At 57.0% G+C, this 20,747-nt stretch carries 17 protein-coding genes and 1 pseudogene; 5 read left to right on the top strand and 13 right to left on the bottom strand.

Annotated features, from left to right (window positions below):
- Window positions 1-56: 56 nt before the first annotated feature.
- A complete protein-coding gene (locus N018_RS15405; RefSeq protein ID WP_025390152.1) occupies window positions 57-776 on the top strand; it encodes an alpha/beta hydrolase in 720 nt (239 codons plus the stop codon).
- A gap of 51 nt (window positions 777-827) precedes the next feature.
- Here N018_RS15405 and N018_RS15400 read toward each other — a convergent pair whose 3' ends face one another.
- Together N018_RS15400 and N018_RS15395 are read right to left on the bottom strand one after the other, a co-directional pair.
- Window positions 828-1,574 carry a hypothetical protein gene (locus N018_RS15400; RefSeq protein WP_024646562.1) on the bottom strand — a complete coding sequence of 249 codons (747 nt, stop codon included), beginning with the start codon at window positions 1,572-1,574 and terminating at the stop codon, window positions 828-830.
- Window positions 1,575-1,804: 230 nt separating this feature from the next.
- Window positions 1,805-3,001 carry an MFS transporter gene (locus N018_RS15395; RefSeq protein WP_025390151.1) on the bottom strand — a complete coding sequence of 399 codons (1,197 nt, stop codon included), beginning with the start codon at window positions 2,999-3,001 and terminating at the stop codon, window positions 1,805-1,807.
- Between the two features lie 247 nt (window positions 3,002-3,248).
- Between N018_RS15395 and N018_RS15390 the strand changes: the two genes are divergently transcribed.
- The gene (locus N018_RS15390; RefSeq protein ID WP_025390150.1) at window positions 3,249-4,604 is read left to right on the top strand and encodes an AAA family ATPase; all 1,356 of its coding nucleotides are present in this window, start codon (window positions 3,249-3,251) and stop codon (window positions 4,602-4,604) included.
- Window positions 4,591-5,241, top strand: a complete 651-nt coding sequence (locus N018_RS15385) for a hypothetical protein (protein WP_025390149.1) — start codon at window positions 4,591-4,593, stop codon at window positions 5,239-5,241. The genes N018_RS15390 and N018_RS15385 overlap by 14 nt, the downstream gene beginning before the upstream one ends.
- 52 nt (window positions 5,242-5,293) lie before the next feature.
- Here N018_RS15385 and N018_RS15380 read toward each other — a convergent pair.
- The 6 genes and pseudogenes from N018_RS15380 to pncA form a co-directional block, all read right to left on the bottom strand.
- Window positions 5,294-5,614, bottom strand: a pseudogene (locus tag N018_RS15380) (AcrB/AcrD/AcrF family protein); the annotation flags it as partial.
- A 169-nt stretch (window positions 5,615-5,783) separates the two neighbouring features.
- Complete coding sequence (locus N018_RS15375) at window positions 5,784-6,647, bottom strand: alpha/beta fold hydrolase (RefSeq protein WP_024646557.1); 864 nt, start codon at window positions 6,645-6,647, stop codon at window positions 5,784-5,786.
- 573 nt (window positions 6,648-7,220) lie between these two features.
- Window positions 7,221-8,618, bottom strand: coding sequence for a sensor histidine kinase (locus N018_RS15370; protein ID WP_024646556.1), 1,398 nt, complete (start codon window positions 8,616-8,618; stop codon window positions 7,221-7,223).
- Window positions 8,596-9,279 carry a response regulator transcription factor gene (locus tag N018_RS15365; RefSeq protein ID WP_003371891.1) on the bottom strand — a complete coding sequence of 228 codons (684 nt, stop codon included), beginning with the start codon at window positions 9,277-9,279 and terminating at the stop codon, window positions 8,596-8,598. The genes N018_RS15370 and N018_RS15365 overlap by 23 nt, the downstream gene beginning before the upstream one ends.
- A gap of 86 nt (window positions 9,280-9,365) precedes the next feature.
- Complete coding sequence (locus N018_RS15360; protein WP_024646555.1) at window positions 9,366-10,301, bottom strand: formate/nitrite transporter family protein; 936 nt, start codon at window positions 10,299-10,301, stop codon at window positions 9,366-9,368.
- A 139-nt stretch (window positions 10,302-10,440) separates the two neighbouring features.
- Window positions 10,441-11,085 (bottom strand): bifunctional nicotinamidase/pyrazinamidase, encoded by a 645-nt coding sequence (pncA, locus tag N018_RS15355; RefSeq protein ID WP_024646554.1) that lies wholly within the window; start codon window positions 11,083-11,085, stop codon window positions 10,441-10,443.
- 196 nt (window positions 11,086-11,281) lie between these two features.
- Here pncA and N018_RS15350 point away from each other — a divergent pair, with 196 nt between their 5' ends.
- On the top strand, window positions 11,282-13,408 hold the full coding sequence (locus N018_RS15350) for a TonB-dependent siderophore receptor (protein WP_024646553.1): 2,127 nt from the start codon (window positions 11,282-11,284) through the stop codon (window positions 13,406-13,408).
- A 100-nt stretch (window positions 13,409-13,508) separates the two neighbouring features.
- Here the strand turns inward: N018_RS15350 and N018_RS15345 are convergent, their stop codons facing one another.
- The 5 genes from N018_RS15345 to N018_RS15325 all read right to left on the bottom strand — a co-directional run bounded on the left by N018_RS15345 (window position 13,509) and on the right by N018_RS15325 (window position 19,557).
- Window positions 13,509-14,756, bottom strand: coding sequence for a cellulase family glycosylhydrolase (locus N018_RS15345; protein WP_025390147.1), 1,248 nt, complete (start codon window positions 14,754-14,756; stop codon window positions 13,509-13,511).
- Window positions 14,757-15,021: 265 nt separating this feature from the next.
- Window positions 15,022-15,981, bottom strand: a complete 960-nt coding sequence (locus N018_RS15340; RefSeq protein ID WP_024646551.1) for a D-2-hydroxyacid dehydrogenase family protein — start codon at window positions 15,979-15,981, stop codon at window positions 15,022-15,024.
- Between the two features lie 38 nt (window positions 15,982-16,019).
- Window positions 16,020-16,673 (bottom strand): DUF1345 domain-containing protein, encoded by a 654-nt coding sequence (locus tag N018_RS15335; RefSeq protein WP_024646550.1) that lies wholly within the window; start codon window positions 16,671-16,673, stop codon window positions 16,020-16,022.
- A 155-nt stretch (window positions 16,674-16,828) separates the two neighbouring features.
- Window positions 16,829-18,181: a glucarate dehydratase gene (gene gudD, locus N018_RS15330; RefSeq protein ID WP_025390146.1), complete on the bottom strand. Its 1,353-nt coding sequence runs from the start codon at window positions 18,179-18,181 to the stop codon at window positions 16,829-16,831.
- A gap of 50 nt (window positions 18,182-18,231) precedes the next feature.
- Window positions 18,232-19,557 (bottom strand): MFS transporter, encoded by a 1,326-nt coding sequence (locus N018_RS15325; RefSeq protein WP_024646548.1) that lies wholly within the window; start codon window positions 19,555-19,557, stop codon window positions 18,232-18,234.
- A 469-nt stretch (window positions 19,558-20,026) separates the two neighbouring features.
- On the opposite strand from N018_RS15325, the gene N018_RS15320 reads away from it, so the two are divergent.
- Window positions 20,027-20,740, top strand: a complete 714-nt coding sequence (locus N018_RS15320; protein WP_025390145.1) for a FadR/GntR family transcriptional regulator — start codon at window positions 20,027-20,029, stop codon at window positions 20,738-20,740.
- Window positions 20,741-20,747: the final 7 nt, after the last annotated feature.

The following is a 20,747-nucleotide window of genomic DNA, read 5'->3' as shown; positions in this document are numbered from 1 at the left end:
GCGACGCCCACTCATGACGCTGCCTGCGGGCAGCGTCCAACAGAGGTGATGAACCGATGCTGAAGTTTTTCGCTGCCTTGCTGTTTGCCGTCGCCGGAATGGCGCAGGCCCAGGACACCCTGCACACGGATCTGCCGCTGGATTACCTGGCACAGACCCATGCCGAAAAGCCTGACCTGCCGCTGGTGATTTTTATCCACGGTTACGGCAGCAATGCGGCCGACTTGTTCGGGCTCAAGGAAGAGCTTCCGGCTGATTACAACTACCTGTCCGTGCAGGCACCAGTGGAGCTGCAGCCTGACAGCTACAAATGGTTCTCCCAGAAGAAGGGTGTGCCGGACTACGACGGCGTGACCGAAGACCTGAAAAGCAGCGGCACTAAACTGACTGCATTCATTGCCCAGGCCACTGCAAAGTTTCACACACAACCGGGCAAGGTGTTTCTCATCGGCTTCAGCCAGGGTGCGATGATGAGCTACGAGGTCGCCTTGCGTCAGCCGAAACTGGTCGGCGGCTTTGCAGCGTTGAGCGGAAGGTTGTTGCCGGTCGTACAGTCCGAGGTAAAAGCCTCTGATGAACTCAAGGCCCTGAAAGTCTTTATTGGTCACGGCACGCAGGATCGCCAGGTGGCCTACGCCAGTGCGCCACAAGCCGAAACGACGTTGAAGACGCTTGGTCTGAAACCAGAGTTTCACGCCTACGAAGGCATGGGGCACAGCATCAACGAGGCTGAAGTGGTGGACCTGGCGAACTGGTTGCAGCAGTCAAACCGCTAGCGGATACGTGCGTCGTCACAACCGAGGGGGCGACGCACGATCCTCTGTTAACTAATTGACCTTGACCTCTTTGAACTTGAGCACGTTTTCCTTGCTCTCGCGGTCGCGGAAGGTCAGTTTCAAAGCCGGTGATTTCTTCAGTCGACCCTTGGTCGCCTCAAATATCAACGTGACCCGGGTAGGCACGTTACGGATCAGTTGGAAGCTATCCCAGCGATCATATTTTGCATCGCCAACATGCATTTGCGTTAGGCCCAGTGCACCCCCGGTTTCTTCGAACAGGCTGACAGGGTTCAGAAAGCGGAAGTCACGATCTGCACTTTTGTTGACAAGCTCAAGCGTGCAGGTAGGCGACTGGCCATTCTGATCACAATCCAGCAGCTCAATACTCAGATTGTCGACGGTCTCGGACCGCTTGCCGAACATGTTGGCGTTGTCATTCTCGGTAAACAGTTTCTGGCTGCGCGCAAACTCCACCGAAGGCTTTGCGTATTCGCCGCCCAGCTTGAAGAACACCGCACATAGAAACAGTGCCAATACCAGCCAGACGCTGAGTTTGAGCAACGACGGGAGCTTTCTCGCCAGGATCGCGATGCCCAGCCCGATGAACACCATGACAGTGCCGACAATAATGATCAGGGTTTTCCAGTTGATAAAGTCGACGCTGAGGCCAAGAACGGTGGGGTCTGGAAAGAGGTAGGTGAAAATGCTCCACAGGATCCCGATCATGCTGGTGATGCCGATCGATATCTTGGCGAAAATTGTGGAGATTTTGCTGGTTCGTGGTGCTGCGTCCATTGCTGTTTTTGCCTTGTTCGGGTTTTGCGCAAATGCGTACCGATGCGTTTGAGCAACGGCATTGGCAGGTTGATGGCCTTGGGAGGAGGCGTATGTACAATCCGTGTTCAATCGCGCCGATCCAGAGGTGCCGGATACGCGAGCCTTGAGGTGCGAGAGAGAGCCAGAAGGGCGATGGACAATGCCATCGCGGCGCTATTATCCGGCAATTCAGTCGTAAAGTGCAGCGTTTACTCGCCTTGCTTCGACCTATCCTTGAGAAACGCCAGCAACGCTATCAGCGGCAGCACCGTGCCTGCGATCAGCACCCAGCTCCAGCCGCCATGGTCGAACAACGGGCTGGCGACGGCTGAGCCAATGGCACCGCCGATGAAAATACTCGTCATGTACAGCGCATTGAGCCGGCTGCGACTGGCGGCATCCAGCGCATACACCGTGCGCTGACCCAGCACCATGCTGGTCTGCACGCAGAAATCCAGCAGCACGCCGGTCACTGCCAGGCCGATCACGCTGTAAGCAGGGTGAATCAGCCCCGGCAGGAAACTCAGTGCGCCGAGCAGCAATGCGCCCAGTGAGGCTATGCGGGTGTGACCGGCGTCTGCCAGGCGACCGCTGATGGGCGCAGCGATTGCACCAATAGCGCCGATCAGGGCGAAGAGGGCGATCTGGGTTTGTGACAGCCCGTGATTGCGCGACAGCTCAAGCGGTACGGCGGTCCAGAACAGGCTGAAGGTCGCGAACATGCACGCCTGGTAAAAGGCACGCTGGCGCAGCACCGGCTGCGAACGTAACAGGGTCCACAGCGAAAACAGCAACTGACCATATGACGCGCGATGGTCCGGAACGCGCTTCGGCATGGTGGTCGCCAGTACCACGCTGATGCCGATCATCACAACGGCCGCCGAACCGAATACCGCACGCCAGCCGAAATGGTCAGCCACCAGGCTGGCGATGGGCCGCGCCAGCAGAATCCCCAACAGCAGCCCGCCCATGATTCCGCCAACTACCCGGCCACGGGATTCCTCCGGTGCCAGGTGCGCCGCCAGCGGGATCAGCATCTGCACCGACACCGAACTGAAGCCCACCAGCAGCGACACCAGCAGAAACAGATTCGGCTGTTCGGCAAATGCAGCACCCAGCAAACTGAGAACCGCCACCACCGTCGTGATCAGCATCAGCCTGCGGTTTTCCAGAAGATCGCCCAGTGGAACCAGAAAGAACAGGCCCAGCGCATAACCGATCTGCGTCAGTGAAACGATCAGACTGGCTGCGGTGCTCGACAGCCCGATGTCCGGCGCAATCAACTCGATAATCGGCTGGGCGTAATAGATATTGGCAACAATCGCGCCGCAGCAGAATGCAAACAGCATCACCAGGCCGGGGGTCATGGTCACGGTCTTGTGCGTGGCTTGGGACGGGTGGGGCATAACAAATCTCGCTTGGGCATAAGCCGGTCAGACGCTCGAAACGCGTCTGTCAGGAGGGTTTTTGACTGATGACGAGCAGGCTAACGGTTTTGTCGTGGATTAAGTAGGCATGGCGAGTTGATACAGGATATTTCTGGGAATGATGGGTGGAAATGAGTCGATGTGTGGTCAGGCCTTCACGGGGCTCGCAGGAATGCCATAATGCCGACCGTCATTCTGTTCTGGATCAATCCCTTCAGGGACTTTCATGGAAATCAAAAGCTTCAGGCTCATCAATGTGGGACGGTTCAGCGATCTGGAAGTCGCACTCGCGCCTACCGAACGGCACGCGTCGAGAGTGACAGTGCTGGTCGGGAACAATGGGGCAGGGAAGACCACACTGCTCAAGTCTGTCGCCACATCATTGAACTGGCTGGTGGCGAGGGTCAGGACGCCAAAAGGTGTTGGTAGTCGGATCGATGAGGATACGATTCAGAACGGCGCTGTGACTTCTTCAATTCGTATTGACGCTTACGATGATCAGATTTTCGACTCCCTGATTTGTGGGCCTGATTTCCATTGGCAAATTGCTGGTACTCGTAAAGGTCGAAATGCCAACTTGTCCAGTGCATTGAACGAATTGAATTTGCTGGCGGAAGGTTACCGCTCACAGTTGACTGCCAAGAGTGATTCATCTCTTCCTCTTTTGGCCTTTTATCCAGTTGAACGCTCAGTGCTTGAGATACCGCTCAAGGTCCACGCCAAACACACATTCGATCAACTGGATGGCTACGACAACGCCTTGGGTCGTGGCGTGGATTTTCGCCGTTTTTTCGAGTGGTTCAGGGAACGCGAAGACAGCGAGAACGAAACAGGTATTCCAACTGAGCTGCTTACTAAACTGTCTCAAAAATTACTCGATACAGAACTCTGGAAAGTACTGGTCAGGGAGCATGCCTCGTCGCGTGACCGTCAGCTAAACGCTGTCAGAAATGCGGTCGAAGCCTTCATGCCCGGCTTCACAAAACTGCGCGTCAAACGCAAACCGCGTCTGCATATGGCTATCGATAAAGACGGCCAGACCTTGAACGTCTCGCAGCTGTCCCAAGGCGAGAAGTCGATGATGGCGCTCGTCGGCGATATCGCCAGACGCCTCGCCATGATGAACCCTGCGCTCGAAAATCCTCTGCATGGCAATGGCATCGTACTAATCGATGAAGTCGATTTGCACCTGCATCCCAAATGGCAGCGCAGCCTGATCGCCCAACTCACTACAACCTTCCCGAACTGCCAGTTTCTGCTGACCACGCATTCGCCACTGGTCATCAGCGATAGCAAGGATGTTCTGGTGTACGTTATGGACGACGGTGAGCTAAGCGAGCCGGACAGTCTTTACGGGCTTGATGCCAATCAGGTGCTGTTGAGTGTCATGGACACGGATGTCCGCAATGTTGACGTTCAGAAACGTCTGGACAGGCTCCAGGAGCTGCTGATGCTGGGTGATCTGGAGGAGGTTCACTCCCTTTACCAAAAGCTGGTCAATGACCTGCCTTCTGGACACATAGAGTTGGCCAAGGCGTCTTTGTTGATCCGCAAGCTGGAATTACGTCGTGCGAAAGATTGAAAAAGGAAGTCTCGCAGTCCTGAAGCAGTGGGCGCGCACCAACAAGGGAAAAAAATACGAAGATCTGGTTGGCCGGGAAGATATCAAAGATGCAATTCGACATACCTGTGTCCTGGAGCAGCATGGGTTATGTGCCTATTGCTGCCGCAGCATCACCCCTTTGAAGGACAGCGCTCACAATGAACACGTCGAAGCGCAACGCCTGGCACCCAATCGCACGCTCGATTTTCAGAATATTGTTGCCAGCTGCAATCGGCCCGGTCGATGTGGGGACGCGCATGGTGACCAGACTCTACGCTTGACGCCTCTTATGGCTGAGTGTGAAACAGAATTGCAGTTCGAACTTTCCGGACTGGTTGGAGGTAAGACCGACAGGGCGCAAGATTGTATCAAGGTGCTTAATCTGGGCGGTGATCAAGTGTCCAACAGGTGGCTGATTGGCGAGCGCAAAGCAATGATCGATAGTCTGCTGTTTTCGCATGGCATGGGCTCGTCAGGACTGGCTCTTGAGGACGATGACGTACTCTCTCTGTTACATGACGAGTTACTGGTCGAGGATGACCAACAACAGCTTCAGGCCTTTTCCCCTGTTCTGGTAAACGTGATTCGTCGCCTCAGGGCATTGCATGCTTTTTGAGCCTAACCCTCGCGTATCTGATCGGCGAATGCCAGCACACTTACGTTGCCGGCCGCTTGATCCCGTGACTCACCACCAACAGCAGCATCAGCGGCACGACCTTCAATATCGGCCCTTGTGAGCAGGTGCTGGCCTCGACTGCGCCGCCGGTGGCGACCGAGTAGCGCAGTGGCAGACTGGCACTGAAGGCCTCGACTTCAGGTTTCAATTGCTTGACCAGTGCGGTCGGTTGCAGCTTGCCCAGCACATTGGCCTTGAGGGTAATGGTCGGTAACCGGTCGCTACGCCAGACCAGCGGTTGTTCCTGCTCGTAACTGAGGGTGGCAAACGCCAGCAGCGGCACGGTCGAACAAGGCGGGGTTGGAAAGCGGAGGCGTGCAACATCCGAAAAACTCCGCAGGCACGGCACAACGAACGCAAGCGCGTTGCAAGAGAAAGAGTCATCAACGAATGGCACTGCCCGATCAAGTAAGCCGATATGCCTGAATGACAGCATCACGCCGGAAAAGCCGGAGAGCTTTCCGGACGCTGACGGGTGTGTTTCATGCCATCGCAGTAACGCTTGGCCATACTTCGGTTCTGGCTTCGGTGCCCAGAAATTGCAGTGCAGTCTTTTGCGAGTGGTGCCAGGCTGCTTTGCTTTCCAGGTCTAGAAAGTGCCCGGTGTCCGGCACGACGTTGAAACTACTTTTGGCGATGTAGTTGGAGAACAAGCGTGCATCTTCGACGGTGGTGTATTCATCCTTCTCGCCGTTGATGAACAGCACCGGGATCTTGATCGACGAAAAACGCTCGACGTAGTTACTGGCGCTTAGTGTGCGAATCTGGCTGATGTGGAAGTCGATCTGTGCATACTCATGTTCGGCAAGGCTGATCAGGTGCTTGTAGTTATAGAGCTTGAACAGGCGAGGCAAGTACTTGCCGACCGTGTCGTTCAGCAGCGCGCCGATCTTGCGTTTCTCGCGCGCGGCAAGGAACACCTGAGCGTTGTCGATGTAGTCGAGCATCGGTTCGTTGAGGACCGGCGAAAACGAACTGATGATTGCCTTTTCCACCGATGCCGGGCATTCGGCAAGCGCCAGCAAGGCTGATACGCCGCCCCACGACACAGAAAGCAGGTAGTTGACCTGATACAGATCGATCAGTTGAAGGAGGATGTTTACTTCATCTTCCTTGCTGACAATCATGTCATCCGAGTTGTGTGCCCGGGATTGCCCGGAAAAGGGCAGGTCGAAGAGGACCAGGTTGTAGTGCGGTTGCAGGTACTTGACGGTCTGGCCGAAAGAGCCTGTTGTGGACAATGCGCCGTTGACCAGCAAGATGGTCTTGGCGTCGCTGTTTCTCCAGTAAGTCTCGGTGTAAACCTTGTACCCACCTACGTTTAAAATCTTTGATTGTGCGCCCATAATAGCCTCCCAGCCGATGTCGATCCCACGATAAATACAGCTTTCTCTGCTCGGGCAGCCATGCCTAAGCCTCGCCTTGTTAGTGGCGAAATCCGGTGAGTTATTATTTTGGGTAGAACAGGAAAGCGGACCAGCGAATGCGCTTGATGCCCGGCTATAGATAACCCAGTGCCATCATGCCGACAAGTCATTGACGTCATAAAAATGTAGGGCAATTCACATTTTCAATGTCCACCCGTTTGGAGGTGGTGGTGAACGTCACGGGGTTATTCGGGGAAAAGCGAGCTAAAGCGCCCGAAAAGCTCAACTTATGGGTTGAACTTGTGCGCCCTGAAACGGTCGAGCGAAGCCAATTGTTGAAACATATTGTTACAGATAAGCGCTTGGCAAGTTGCGCCAGATTATTATCTAAACGCCGAAACCGTTGATCCAGACGCTTCAAGCTTGTCAAAAAGCAGGCACGCCGGGATTTTTCGAGCCAACACAGCTCGTGAGCTTCTCTCTGCTTGAAGACATCGACAGAACGCCACGACTAATAGCGAAAATCCCGCTAAAAAACGGGATGTGTACTGATCAGGCCAAGGCATGAACCGGGCGACATTCCAGCAGCAAGCTGGCGCCGCCGTATTCGCTGGTGCCGATGTGCAGGGTAAACCCGTGCAGATTGACGATGGCAGCCACTACGGACAGGCCGAGCCCGAATCCGCTATGCTCGTTGCCGTTTTCGCTCCGATAGAAACGCTGGAACACCGCATCGCGCTCGGCGACCGGGATCCCAGGCCCGGAATCCTGCACCTCTATGCACGGGGTAGTGCCGTCCTTGGCGATATAGGCACTGACTTTCACTATTCCGCCAGACGGAGTGAATTTGATCGCATTACCCAGGAGATTGGTCAGCGCTTCGAACAGCAGGGCCCGGTCACCCACCAGGGTGGGCAGCGGATCATGCAGTTCCAGCAGCAGAGCAATCTGGTCTTCTTCGGCCAACGGCAGGTAAAAGTCGTGCAATTCCTGCAGTAGCGGCTGCAACTCCAGCTCGACGAACGCCGACCTTCGCTGACGGTCTTCCAGCTCCGAAATCCGCAGCAGGCCCCTGAACCGCGCCATAAGGGTATCGGCCTCACCAATCACCTGGGCGATCTGGGTGGCGTGGGTAGAGTCAGGCGCCGATTGCTGCTGAATACGGTACAGCTGGGCGCGAAGGCGAGTCAGCGGAGTGCGCAGATCATGAGCGATGTTGTCACAGACGCCCTTGACCTCGTTCATGAGTTTTTCGATGCGGTCGAGCATGGCGTTGACGATCACCGCCAGCATGTCCAGCTCGTCGCGCCGGTTGGACACTGGAAGGCGACCGGCCATGTCACCCTCGATGATCGATTCAGCGCTGGCCTGAATGGCCCGGATTCGGCGTAGCGGGCGACGACGCAGCAAGTGCCAGCCTGCGACACCCGGGATAATGGTCAGCGAGATGCCCCACAGCAAAGCGTGCAGGATCAGTGTGCTGACAGCGAACAATGAGCCGTTCTCGCGCACCAGCACCAGCCAGCGGCCGTCCGGAGTGCGATTGACGATTGCATCGCAACTGCCTTGCGGCATCCCCGGATCATCCGATTCAATGCAGTCGTTCAGCACATGAATCTGGCCGTCGATAGGCAGGTTTTTCGGGATGCTGGTAATCGGGCCGGCCACCGGGCGGAAGTTCTGGTCGAACAGACCATAGGCGTCCACCGAGCGCGTATCGAAGGTCATGCTGGTCGCCAGGGCGTCCACCAGCCCCTGGCCCTCGAAGCGTGAGAACAGTTGCTGGCGATGGGTAAGCGACTGGCGGGCGAGGGTGTCGAGGTAAGACGTGACCTCCCAATACAGGACGCCAAGGAGAATCACGCTCCAAGCCACGAACAGAGAACTGTACAGCGCCAATAATCGGCTTGTAGACGATCGCCAGCCCTTAGACGGGTTCGGCAATGACATAACCGGATCCTCGCACGGTCTGAATAAGCTGTGCGGTGCCGGGTTGGTCGATCTTCTTGCGCAGGCGGCCAATGTGAACGTCGATCAGGTTGGTGCCTGGGTCGAAGTGATAACCCCAGACTTCCTGGAAGATCATCATTCGCGTGATGATCTGCCCACTGTTGCGCATCAGAAACTCCAGCAGCTTGAACTCCGTGGGCAGCAAGGTCAGCGGCTCGCCGCCGCGACAGGCTTCACGGGTGATCAGGTTCAGCTCCAGATCGGCAACCTGCAATACCGTCTTGGCGGCACTGACCGGGTTGCTGCGCCGCAACAAGACCTCGACGCGCGCGGCCATTTCGTCCGACGCAAAGGGCTTGGGCAGATAGTCATCCCCTCCGGCACGCAATCCCCGAACGCGCTCGTCCACATCGGACAAGGCGCTGATCATCAGGATGGGCGTGGAAATACCCTGCGCCCGCAGGTGGGTGACGATGGTAAGACCATCCATCTCCGGCAGCATGCGGTCCAGGGTAATGAGGTCGTAATCGCCACTCACTGCGCGCGCCAGGCCATCACGGCCATTGTCGACCCAGTCCACTTCCAGCCCGTGGCTGCTGAGTTCGGTGACGATTTCCTTGGCGGTGATGGCATCATCTTCGATTGCCAGAATTCGGGTCATGGTCCCTGCCTGAATAAGTGCGTTCAAAGTGTCATTCTGCCTATAAAACCCGGCGCGTTTCCTGAAAGAAAGTTTAATGACGGGAATCATATTTCTCGTTGGGCTGCGGAATCCGCGTCCTTGAGCGTCTGCTCTTTTTCCAGACGCCGTTTTTCTAACTTGTTTTTGCGGTCGCGTTCCATTTTGGCGGTGGTGTCCTTCTCGCTACGAATCTGCGCATGGCTGATCAGGGCAAAAATAAAGCTGCCGCCGATGATGTTGCCTGCCAGCGTAGGCGCTGCAAAAGCAAACCAGAAGTCCTTCCAGCCCAGTTCTCCCGCGAATACAAGATAGGATACTTCGGCCGAACCCACCACGATGTGAGTGAAGTCGCCCAGCGCCATCAAGTAGGTGATCAGCACGATGATTGCTATCTTTGCGTTTTCCATCGAGGCAATCATCCAGACCATGGTCGCAATCATCCAGCCAGAGACGATGCCCTTGGAAAACATCTGGCCGACGTCGTTCTCCATGACCTTGCGGCCAATCTCCAGAAACGCCTTGTCGGTACTGCTATCGAAGATCGGCAGGTTAAGCATGACGTAGGCCACCAGCAGCGTGCCGACGAGATTACCGGTCAATACCACACCCCACAGGCGAAGTAACCGCCCGATGTTGGCCAGGTTCAGTTTGCTCATGACCGGCAGCACAGCGGTGATGGTGTTTTCCGTGAACAGTTGCTGGCGTGCCAGAATCACCGCCAGAAACCCTGCCGAATAGCCAAGGCTGCTGATCACATGGCTGCCGGTGATGCCTTCGAGGCGCGAGTTCAGCAGGCCCATCGCCATCAGCGACAGGCCCATGGTCAGGCCCGCAGCCAGTGCCGACCACCATAGCGCGGCCACACTGCGCTCCAGTTCGTGGTCGCCCTGCATCCGGATGGTTTCGTGCAACACCGCCGCACGGGGCGGCTGGTTTTCGTCAATCTCGCGCTCTTCCTCGGCGGAAAGGCCGGGGGTCTTGCCGTCTACTTCGTGATCCATACCACATCCTCAGCGCCAGTGATGAAATGGACCCGCCAGGCGGCCTCAGTCCGATGCTTCAGACAGGTATCGCGCGCCGTCGTTCGCTGTTGAACCGCTGTATAAAGCGTTGTAGCGGGCAATTCACAGAAATTTCTTGCTAGCCCTGCAAATCCGAGCTCTGCACGCGCTGGACGCCTGCACCCAGCATCGTTCGCCAGGCCTGCTCCAGCGAGCCGTTCATGTCGATGGCGCGGCACGCATCTTCAATCACATAGGTATTGAAACCGGCACTGCGTGCATCCTGAGCCGACCAGGCAACACAGAAATCCAGCGCCAGGCCGGCCACGAACACCGTGTCGATACCACGCTCTTTCAGGTATCCGGCCAGCCCCGTCGTGGTTGTGCGGTCTGCTTCCAGAAACGCCGAATAGCTGTCGATGTGCGCGTTGCAGCCCTTGCGCAAGATCAACTGCGCATGAGGCAGATCAAGGTCGGCATGCAATTGAGCCCCGTGACTGCCCTGCACGCAGTGGTCCGGCCACAGGGTTTGCGGGCCATAGGGCAGGGTGATGCTCTCGAATGGCACGCGCTGCACATGGCTGGAGGCAAACGAAATATGCCCTGCCGGGTGCCAGTCCTGAGTGATGATCACGCTGGCAAAGCGCTTGCCCAGACGATTGATCAGCGGCAGCAACGCATCGCCATCCGCTACCGCCAACTGGCCGCCGGGCATGAAGTCGTACTGCATATCGATCACCAGCAAGGCGCAGCGAGGGTCGGCGGGCTGCTTGGAAAGAGGCATTGTCGGTTCTCTCATCGAAAGGCGTTCGGTGGGGGAGAGTTTGCCTGTTTGTCCCTGCGTTTGCTAAGCGGGATGTTCAACAGCGGGAAAGGTATTTTTGCGAAATTGTATCAAGTGTTAATACGAATCTGTACTATTCGCGAAAAATCCTGCCGGGTCCCAAGAGGTCTGGTTTCTTGCCAAGGGCTGCACGTCGATGCGTCGTACTCTCATCTCAATTTGTGTCATTCAAGCTGTTTCACAAGCCGCCTGGGCTGATCAGGTCACTGCCGCGCAACCTTCGATAGAGTTGCAGAACATCGACATTCAAGGCACGTCCAGTGCCGAAAGCGCGCAGGGGCCGGTCGATGGTTATCGGGCCACGCGCTCCGCCAGCGCAACACGTACCGACACTTCTTTGCATGAAACCCCGCAGTCCGTCAGCGTCGTGACCCGCGATGCTGTGGAAGACATTGGCGCCACGCGTCTGCAGGATGCCCTCGATTACGCAGGCGGGGTTGGACGGGCCAACAATTTCGGTGGTCAGGGCCTGACCACCTTTACCGTACGCGGCTTCACGACGGGCGAGTTCTATCGCAACGGCTTCCCGATCAACCGTGGTTATCCGAATATGCCGGACGCCAACACCATCGAGCGCCTTGAAGTGCTGCGCGGTCCTGCTACCACGCTGTATGGCCGTGGCGACCCGGGCGGCACCTTCAACATGGTCTCCAAACAACCGCTGGCCGAGCCCACGGTCACACTGGGCAGCCAGCTCAATGATCAGGGCATGAAGCGCGGGACACTTGATGCTTCTGGCCCGCTGGATGACGAGGGGCGCTTTGCCTATCGCCTGAACGTGGTGGGCGAGGGCGGTGATACGTTCCGTGATCACGTCGAAACCGAGCGATATGGCGTTGCACCGGTCTTGAGCTGGCAGGTCAACGACGCCACGCGCATCACCTTCGAAGGTGATTTCATGCGCAACAACGCGCCGCTGGACCGGGGCCTTACGCGCTACCCCGGCCAGGCCCGTACTGCGTCGCGTGACACCTTCTTCGGCGAGAAGAGCGTGGGGAAACTGCACAACGATAACAACATGGCGCAACTGCGCTTCGATCATGACCTGAACGCAGACTGGAAGCTGGGCGGTGGCGTGCAGATACTCGATGGCTCCCTGAAAGGCGACGCCATCGAAGCCAACGGCCTGGCCGCCGACGGTCGCACGTTGGGCCGTAACTTCAACTATCGCAAGCTGGAATGGACCGACCGCGATGTGCAACTGAACCTGACCGGGTATTTCTCGGCGGGTGGTTTCGAGCACACGCTGCTGACCGGCGTCGAGTACGAAGACTACGACTACAAGTCGATCATCCAGCGCTCCAATGGTGCGGTCAGCGCCTACCCCATCGACATCTTCAACCCGGTCTACGGTCAGGCTCGCCCGGCACTGACCCGAACCACCACGCATGACAAGGAAAACCTGAAAACCTGGGCGGCCTTCGTGCAGGACCAGGTGGCGCTGACCGAACGCCTGAAATTGCTGGGCGGCGTACGTGTTGAGCGTTTCGAACATGACTACGATTCATTTCTGCCAGGCACCAGCAGCTGGACTGCCAGCGATAACGCTGTCACGCCGCGCGTCGGCCTGAGCTACGACCTGACCGACACCGTTGCGGTGTATGCCAACACGGCGCGCTCGTTCAAACCCAACAGCGGTGCCAGCCGGCTGGGTGGCGGCTTCAAGCCGGAAGAGGGCAAGTCCTACGAGATAGGCACCAAGTGGGAAGCGCTGGAAGGACAGTTGAGTGTAGACGCGGCGATCTACCAGATCGAGAAGCGTAACGTGCTGACCACCGATCCGGTCGACTCAACGTTCAGTGTGGCGGCAGGCGAGGTGCGCAGCCGTGGTCTGGACCTCAACGTGGTTGGCAACCTGACGCCCGAGTGGAAGATGATGGGCAGCTACGCCTACGTCGACGCCGAAGTGACCAAGGACAATACGCTGCGCTCGGGTACACGCTTGATGAATATTCCCGAACAGACCTTCAGCCTGCTCAACGTCTATGAATTTCAGGACGGCGCCTTGCGCGGCCTGGGGCTGGGAGCTGGCGGTCGCTACGTCGACCAGCGCGCCGGGCGTACGGCCAACGTTGCTTTTTCGATGGATAGCTACACCGTGTTCGACCTGCTGGCCTACTACAAGGTCAGCCCGCGTGTGAAGCTCAATCTGGACCTGAAGAACGTCTTCAATACCGAATATGAGGACGGTGCGTTTGGCAACGTCTACGCGTATCCGGGCGCTCCACGGACGGTGCAGATGGGCATTGCTTATACCTTGTAACGCTGCTGGTAGAGGGGGCTTATAAAGAAAGCCTGACCCTTTTCAGGGTCAGGATCAGCAGTCATATATGCCGGACCCGCTTACACGCAGCATGGAATCATCAGTACTGATCTGACTTTGAAAACCCGACGCGGCGGCGAAGTTTGCCATCCTGGAACTGGTCCTTCCCGGGTAAAATATCCGCTCCGGCCGCTTTGAGAGCGGTCAGATTATCTTTCAAGGCTTTGGTGGCATCGTCCCTTTGCTGGAACATGTTACCTGCCAGCCAGTTGGCATTACCCACTTCGCCAATCTGGAGTTTATAGCCCGCATTTTTCAACGCCTTGATCTGGCTTGCGAGCCGGGAAGAGGCTTCAGTTTCCCTTGCATACACATGAACACTGCCAATCAAGGCAGGATTGTCGTTGCCATTGGCGGCCTTTAATTGATCGGCAAACTTGACGAGCCCGCTTTCCGGGCCAGCGGTCAGGCCGCCACCCCAGTTGCTGTCCTCGACAACGATAATTCCTTTATAGCCGGCATTGCGCGCGGATTTAATTAATGTGCTTTGCATGTCGGCCCAGTCCTGGCTGGCGCTTTTACCGCCCTGATTGAAAGTATCCAATACGAAACCGGTATGATTGCCGAACTTTTTGACCACGTTACTGATGTCGCTCGAGGCCTGCTTCAATTTTTCTCCCGTCAGCACGTTTCCGCTACCCTGGTTCGCACTGTCACGAAGAGTGAACTGAACTTTCACGCCTTGTTTGCTCCCTTCATTAAGCAATGCCCTGAGCTTGTCAATTTGCCTGGCATCCTGGATCTGATCATGTGTCATCTGAATGCGTAAAGTCCCGCCGCCAATCGCTTTCAGATTCTGGATCATCTGCGTAGCTGCTGCAGGTGTTGTGATGTCATCCGGCACAACATTGGCTCCCCCATGCGAGACGGTCTCGGCAATCTTGACTGGCTCCGAGGAGACAACCTTGTTCTTGTCTGTGGCTTTTTTTACGGGCTCTGAAAGGGGAGCATTGTCTTTGGCTGTTGCCGCTTTGTCGGGGAGAACCTTTGTATCGTCCCGACTGACACTTGTCTTTTGACTGGTCAGTAAAGCCGCCTCTGACGAGGATGCTCCGCTCTCCAGCGACTGAGTATTTTGATTAAGCATCCTTCTCGTGTAGACCGGAAACGCATCTGGCGACTCGGCGAGGCGGCTGTCGGAGGCGGTGTAGGTGTCGAGTTTCGCCTGTGTATCCGGAGTTACGTCATTAGCGCCAGCGTTCACGGGGCGCGTGGTCCTGTCTTCCATGACAGGCTTTTCTTTAGCTGTCATGAGGAAGTCATATGACCTGGCTGAGCGGATATTCATCAAATGGCCCTGTAGGCGCTGTACGAGAAGTGACGGGGCTCGGTGATGCAGGAGAGTGGGTTGCCAGTATATCGATAACTTATTGAATTGCAGTGCTCATATAAAGTAGTAGGAAACTTAATATTATGCGTTTATTACCGTGTTGCCTTTTCTGTTTTTTATTATGTGTGGGTCTGTAACAAGAGACCGGTAGCGCGACGTCCCTGATGGGGCAATGCGCAGGCAGGGCAAGACAGAGCGCGCCGCGCCGTGCAATGCCCGGGTATCATTGCCCAAACACCCGAATCGGCGCTCTTGCATGCCACGCTTGAATATCCTCGATCATCTGCCCGTAAAAGGTCCGGTAGTTGTTCTCGGTCACATAGCCGATGTGCGGCGTTGCCAGGACGTTGTCCAGCGTGCGAAACGGATGATCGGCGGGCAGTGGTTCGATGTCGAACACGTCCAGCGCCGCGCCGGCGATTCTGCGCTGTTGCAGCGTTTCGATCAGTGCGGCCTGATCGATAATCGGGCCGCGTGACGAGTTGATCAGGTAGGCGCTCGGCTTCATCCAGCCCAGCGCCTGCGCATCGACCAGGCCGCGGCTGCGGTCGCTGAGTACCAGATGCACCGACAGCACATCAGCCTGCTCGAACAACTGCTGCTTGCTGACGTAGGTAACGCCTGATTGTGCGGCGGCCTCTTTAGTCAGGTTCTGGCTCCAGGCGATGACATTCATGCCGAATGCCTGGCCGTATCGGGCGATCCATTTGCCGATACTGCCCAGCCCCAGAATGCCCAGCGTCTTGCCGTACAAATCGCTGCCCAGTCCGACTTGCCACTGGCCTGCGCGTAATGAATTTGCCTCGGCCACCAGGTTGCGGGTGATGCCCATGATCAACGCCCAAGTCAGTTCCGGGGCTGCATTTTTGTAGCTTTCAGTGCCACACACGACAATGCCCTGACGCTTGGCAGCAGCCGTATCGATGGCCGCGTTGCGCATTCCGCCAGTGACCAGCAGTTTTAGCCTGGGCAATTGGCTGAGCAGTGCCTCGTCGAATAGGGTCCGCTCGCGCATCACGCAAATGATCTCGAAGCCTTGCAGGCGCTGCACCATGGTCGCGGTATCGGCCGGGAAGTCGTGCAGAAAGCTGACGTTGCCAACGGGATTGAGCGCCGACCAGTCCACCACGCCGCTGGCAACATTTTGCCAGTCATCGAGCACTGCGATGTTCAATGGGATCATGGTTTAACGGCCTCTTGATGAGTTGTTTTGAAAGAAGGCTAGTTGAACAGGCTTGCCGCAATGTTGATCGAGAAACCCAGAATAGCGGTGTTGAACACAAAACAGATCAGCGACTGGCCCAGCACGACCTTGCGCATTTCACGGGTCGCCACGCCCACGTCTGAGGTCTGGACCGCAACGCTGAGGGTGAACGAGAAGTACAGGAAGTCCCAATAGTCGGGATTCTTTTCCCCACCCACAAATGCCAGCGCTGGCTCCTTGCCTTTCCAGGTGTAGAACATGCGCGCATAGTGCAGGCTGAAAATCACCCCGATCATCAGCCACGAGCCGATCACGGTCAGGCCGGTGAAGGCGTGATGGAGCATTTTCGCATCGCTGGAAAGACCTTTGCTGCTAGCGATTTCAAAAATGATCGCGGCCAGGCTGGCAAGCGCTGCAACGCACACGGTTATCAGGATGACGCCCGCTTTTTCATCTTCCATCAGCGCGACGCGTCGCACGTCATCCGCGTTGCTGCGCAGTGTGCGGACGAAAATCAGGATCAGATAAAGCCAGACGCCCGTGTCCCAGCCAGTCAGCAGGCTTTGCGTGAGCGTTGCGTGAGGGATCAGGCAGGACCAGGCGACGCCTGCGGACAGACCAATCAAGGCAGCGAGGGTAAGGCGAGGACGTGTGCGGGCGAGATGGCGCATGCGGTCTAGTCGTTACGAGATGTTGCGAGACAGTAGCATGCCGATTCAGTGTGCCAAATCCGATTTGAAAAAAAACGGCGCGCAAGGGGGTTGCGCGCCGTGTGCCAGCCAGATGATGAGCAGGCGGCGAGTCAGTTACGGGTGTCGTGTCGGGATCAACGCACCAGGCAAGGCTGTTTGTTGTTGAATTTCCAGTCTGGTATCAGAAACTGCATGGCCACGGCATCGTTACGTGCGCCCAGGCCCATGCCTTTGTACAGTTCGTGAGCCTTGGCCAACTGGTCCGTGTCCAGTTCTACGCCGAGGCCCGGTTTCTTCGGTACGTCCACCTTGCCGCCGATGATTTGCAGCGGCGCCTTGGTCAGACGCTGACCGTCCTGCCAGATCCAGTGCGTATCGATCGCTGTGATGTTGCCCGGCGCTGCGGCGGCGACATGAGTGAACATCGCCAGCGAAATATCGAAATGGTTATTGGAATGCGAACCCCAGGTCAGGCCCCACTCGTTACACATCTGCGCGACGCGAACGGAGCCCTGCATGGTCCAGAAGTGCGGGTCGGCCAGTGGAATGTCCACAGATTGCAGTTGAATGGCGTGGCCCATTTCGCGCCAGTCGGTGGCGATCATATTGGTGGCGGTCTTCAGGCCGGTGGCGCGCCGGAATTCAGCCATGACTTCGCGGCCGGAGTAGCCGTATTCCGCACCGCACGGGTCTTCGGCATAGGCCAGCACATGATGTTGATCGCGGCACAGGCGGATGGCTTCCTTGAGCGACCACGCACCATTAGGGTCCAGCGTGATGCGTGCTTCGGGGAAGCGTTCGGCGAGGGCGGTAACCGCTTCTATTTCCTGGTCGCCGCTCAATACCCCGCCCTTGAGCTTGAAGTCCTGAAAGCCATAGCGCTGGTGTGCGGCTTCGGCCAGGCGCACCACGGCTTCCGGAGTCAGTGCTTCTTCATGGCGGATACGAAACCAGTCGTTATCGGCGTCCGGTTCGCTGCAGTAAGCCAGGTCTGTCTTGCGCTGGTCGCCGACGTAAAACAGGTAACCGAGCATCTCGACCTGATCGCGTTGCTGGCCTTCCCCCAGCAATGCTGCAACCGGCACGTCCAAGTGTTGGCCCAGCAGATCGAGGAGGGCGGCTTCCAGCGCGGTTACTGCATGAATGGCGATGCGCAGGTCGAACGTCTGCAGGCCACGACCGCCGGAATCCCGATCGGCAAAGGCTTTGCGCGCTTGGTTGAGAATCTTCTGGTAAGTGCCGATGCTGCTGCCGACCACCAGCGAGCGTGCGTCTTCCAGGGTCTGGCGAATCAGCTCGCCGCCGGGTACTTCGCCAACACCTACATGACCTGCGTTGTCCTTGAGAATGACGATATTGCGGGTGAAATAAGGGCCATGCGCGCCGCTGAGGTTGAGCAGCATGTCGTCATGGCCGGCCACCGGTACAACTTGCATTTCGGTAATGACCGGGGCCTTGCTGGTGATGTTGGAGTGCTGAATGTTCATGACTGCTCCTGTAAAAATATGGCCTTTAATGGCGTCACTGCCCGCGTGCATTAATGCGTGGTCGGGGTCTGTATGGCGGCGACCGGCGTCGCGCCTGGCTTGGGTGTATTGCGGGCGGCGAAAACGATGATCGCGGCAATGATCGAGGTCGCGGTCAGTCCATAAAGCCCGCCCTGGATCGAGCCGGTATGTTCTTCCAGCAGGCCGAACGTGGTCGGCGCCACGAAGCCGCCGAGGTTGCCCACCGAGTTGATCAGCGCAATGACCGCTGCTGCGATACGCGCGTCCAGGTACGCCTGCGGAATCGGCCAGAACAGCGAGGAGGCTGACTTGAAACCCAATGCTGCAAAGCAGATGGCGACGAAGGCGAAGATCGGGCTGCCGGTGGTCGACATGAACATCCCGGCCGCGGCGATCAGCAGGGCAATGGCTACCCACGCTTGTTGGCGTTTCCATTTGGCCGACAGCGTGGCAAAGGCGTACATGCCGATAATCGACAGCAGCCACGGAATGGAGTTGAACATGCCCACTTCGAAGTCGGTCATGTCGCCCATTTTGCGGATGATGCTGGGCAGCCAGAAGGTCGCTGCATAGATGGTCAACTGGATGAAGAAATAGATCAGGCAAAACAGGATGATCTGACTGTCTTTCAGCAGTTTGCCCATCGAGGCCTTGACCGGGGTCGCTGCTTCTCGGGCAGCCTGTTCGGCATCAATCGCATTGACCAGAGCATCCTGTTCTTCGCGGGTCAGCCATTTCGCATCGTGGGGTTTCGAATCCAGCCAGAACCAGACGAAGAAGCACAGGCCGACTGAGAACATGCCTTCGATAAAGTACATCCACTGCCAGCCTTTCAGGCCTAAGCCAGTAATTTGCAGCAGCAGGCCGGACAGCGGGCCGGAGATCAGCGAGGCAATCGCCGAACCGCTGAGAAAGATGGCGATGGCCTTGCCACGCTCGACGCCTGGCAACCAGCGGGTGAAGTAGTAGATCACCCCCGGAAAGAAACCTGCCTCAGCCACACCGAGCAGAAAACGCAGGATGTAGAAGTGGGTTTCGTTCTGAATGAATGCCATGCAGGCGGCCACAATGCCCCAGGTCAGCATGATGCGGGTCAGCCAGATCCGTGCGCCGACTTTCTGCAACAGGATGTTGGAAGGGACCTCAAAAAGGGCATAACCGATGAAGAACAGCCCGGCACCCAGGCCATAGGCGGCGGCACCGATGCCCAGGTCATGTTCCATGTGCGAGCGCACAAAGCCGATGTTCACCCGGTCGATGTAATTAACGATAAACATGATGACGAAAAGCGGCAGGACGTGACGTTTGACTTTGGACACGGCTGTATTCAGAACCGAATCTGTGCCATCAGCCATCCCGGAATTGGATGTGCTCACAGTTGAATCTCCCACTCGTTGTTTTTATGCGGGTATGTGCAAAGTATGTCCTTTGCATTGTCGGTCATCATACAAGTAAAAAGCACTTTCGCAAGTCCCTGTTGCTATCGAGGGAGACGGCTGTTCGCCCTGTTCAGACAAGAAGCATTGGGTGGCGTCGGTGAGGAAAAGACGACGAATTTTCTGAAAAAAGCCCTTTATAAAGGGCTTTAGGGCCAAGTTTGGAAGCTTGGGTGTGCTGTGCTTTAGTTTTTTTTTGAGGTTCGATCGGTGTCAGAAAGGCTCGGCGCATATCCAGGAGATTTTGACACGGCAGTAGCACTTGTAATACAAGTAAGACAAGCGTTCAGGCCTTTGAAACCAAGGGGCTCTGCGCATTCATGGCCATGCGCACTTCGCTAAAGGTGCTTTGTGGTTACCGATTCAGACAAGTGAGGACCTGGACACTATGCAGGAATCCGTCAGCCCGGCGCCCAAGCGTCGTCAGCACAGCCTTGCCACTGATCTTGTCACTGAGCTGAGTCAGCGCATCTTGCTGGGCAAGATCGCACCCGGTCAGAAGTTGCCCTCCGAAAATCAGATCGTCCGCGAGCACGGCGTCAGTCGTACAGTGGTACGCGAAGCGATTTCCAAGTTGCAGGCATCCGGGCTGGTCGTCACTCATCACGGCATCGGCACCTTTGTGCTGGAGCGCAGTGATCAGACCGGGCTGCGCCTCAAGGTTGAAACCGTTTCGCGAGTGCGCGACATCATCGAGTTGCGCATCGGCCTGGAAACCCAGGCGGTGGCGTTGGCCGCTCTGCGCCGCACCGATGAACAGCTGGCGGCCATGCGTCAGGCGCTGGACGACTATCAGGACCTGCTGGCCAATGAAGACAGCTGCGTCGAGGCTGACAAGCGCTTCCATATGCTGATTGCCGAAGCCACGGGCAATCCGTACTTCATGGAGATCATGCAGCACTTGGGCAGCGCGATCATTCCGCGCAGCCGCATTGCGGCCAGCGAGCGGGCTGGCAACAACCTGGCGCATCAGGGCTATCTGGCCAATCTGGAGCATGAGGCGCTGCTCAGCGCCATTCGCCGCAAGGACCCGGACGCTGCCCGCGCAGCCATGTGGACGCACCTCAGCAATAGTCGAGAGCGATTGGTGCCACGAGAGTAGGCTGATT

The sequence above is a fragment of the Pseudomonas syringae CC1557 genome (assembly GCF_000452705.1).
GTDB lineage: Bacteria > Pseudomonadota > Gammaproteobacteria > Pseudomonadales > Pseudomonadaceae > Aquipseudomonas > Aquipseudomonas syringae_F.
The sequence above is the reverse complement of the archived record's forward strand: the minus strand, read 5'-3'. Positions and strand labels throughout refer to the sequence as shown.

Excerpts from the sequence above, each read along its gene's own strand:
- N018_RS15370 (WP_024646556.1), bottom strand. The coding sequence starts at position 8,618 with ATGTCATTGCCGAACCCGTCTAAGGGCTGGCGATCGTCTACAAGCCGA.
- N018_RS15360 (WP_024646555.1), bottom strand. The coding sequence starts at position 10,301 with ATGGATCACGAAGTAGACGGCAAGACCCCCGGCCTTTCCGCCGAGGAA.
- N018_RS15335 (WP_024646550.1), bottom strand. The coding sequence starts at position 16,673 with ATGCGCCATCTCGCCCGCACACGTCCTCGCCTTACCCTCGCTGCCTTG.
- pncA (WP_024646554.1), bottom strand. The coding sequence starts at position 11,085 with ATGCCTCTTTCCAAGCAGCCCGCCGACCCTCGCTGCGCCTTGCTGGTG.
- N018_RS15325 (WP_024646548.1), bottom strand. The coding sequence starts at position 19,557 with ATGGCTGATGGCACAGATTCGGTTCTGAATACAGCCGTGTCCAAAGTC.
- N018_RS15400 (WP_024646562.1), bottom strand. The coding sequence starts at position 1,574 with ATGGACGCAGCACCACGAACCAGCAAAATCTCCACAATTTTCGCCAAG.
- N018_RS15350 (WP_024646553.1), top strand. The coding sequence starts at position 11,282 with ATGCGTCGTACTCTCATCTCAATTTGTGTCATTCAAGCTGTTTCACAA.
- N018_RS15340 (WP_024646551.1), bottom strand. The coding sequence starts at position 15,981 with ATGATCCCATTGAACATCGCAGTGCTCGATGACTGGCAAAATGTTGCC.
- N018_RS15390 (WP_025390150.1), top strand. The coding sequence starts at position 3,249 with ATGGAAATCAAAAGCTTCAGGCTCATCAATGTGGGACGGTTCAGCGAT.
- N018_RS15365 (WP_003371891.1), bottom strand. The coding sequence starts at position 9,279 with ATGACCCGAATTCTGGCAATCGAAGATGATGCCATCACCGCCAAGGAA.
- N018_RS15375 (WP_024646557.1), bottom strand. The coding sequence starts at position 6,647 with ATGGGCGCACAATCAAAGATTTTAAACGTAGGTGGGTACAAGGTTTAC.
- N018_RS15345 (WP_025390147.1), bottom strand. The coding sequence starts at position 14,756 with ATGAATATCCGCTCAGCCAGGTCATATGACTTCCTCATGACAGCTAAA.
- N018_RS15405 (WP_025390152.1), top strand. The coding sequence starts at position 57 with ATGCTGAAGTTTTTCGCTGCCTTGCTGTTTGCCGTCGCCGGAATGGCG.
- N018_RS15320 (WP_025390145.1), top strand. The coding sequence starts at position 20,027 with ATGCAGGAATCCGTCAGCCCGGCGCCCAAGCGTCGTCAGCACAGCCTT.
- gudD (WP_025390146.1), bottom strand. The coding sequence starts at position 18,181 with ATGAACATTCAGCACTCCAACATCACCAGCAAGGCCCCGGTCATTACC.
- N018_RS15395 (WP_025390151.1), bottom strand. The coding sequence starts at position 3,001 with ATGCCCCACCCGTCCCAAGCCACGCACAAGACCGTGACCATGACCCCC.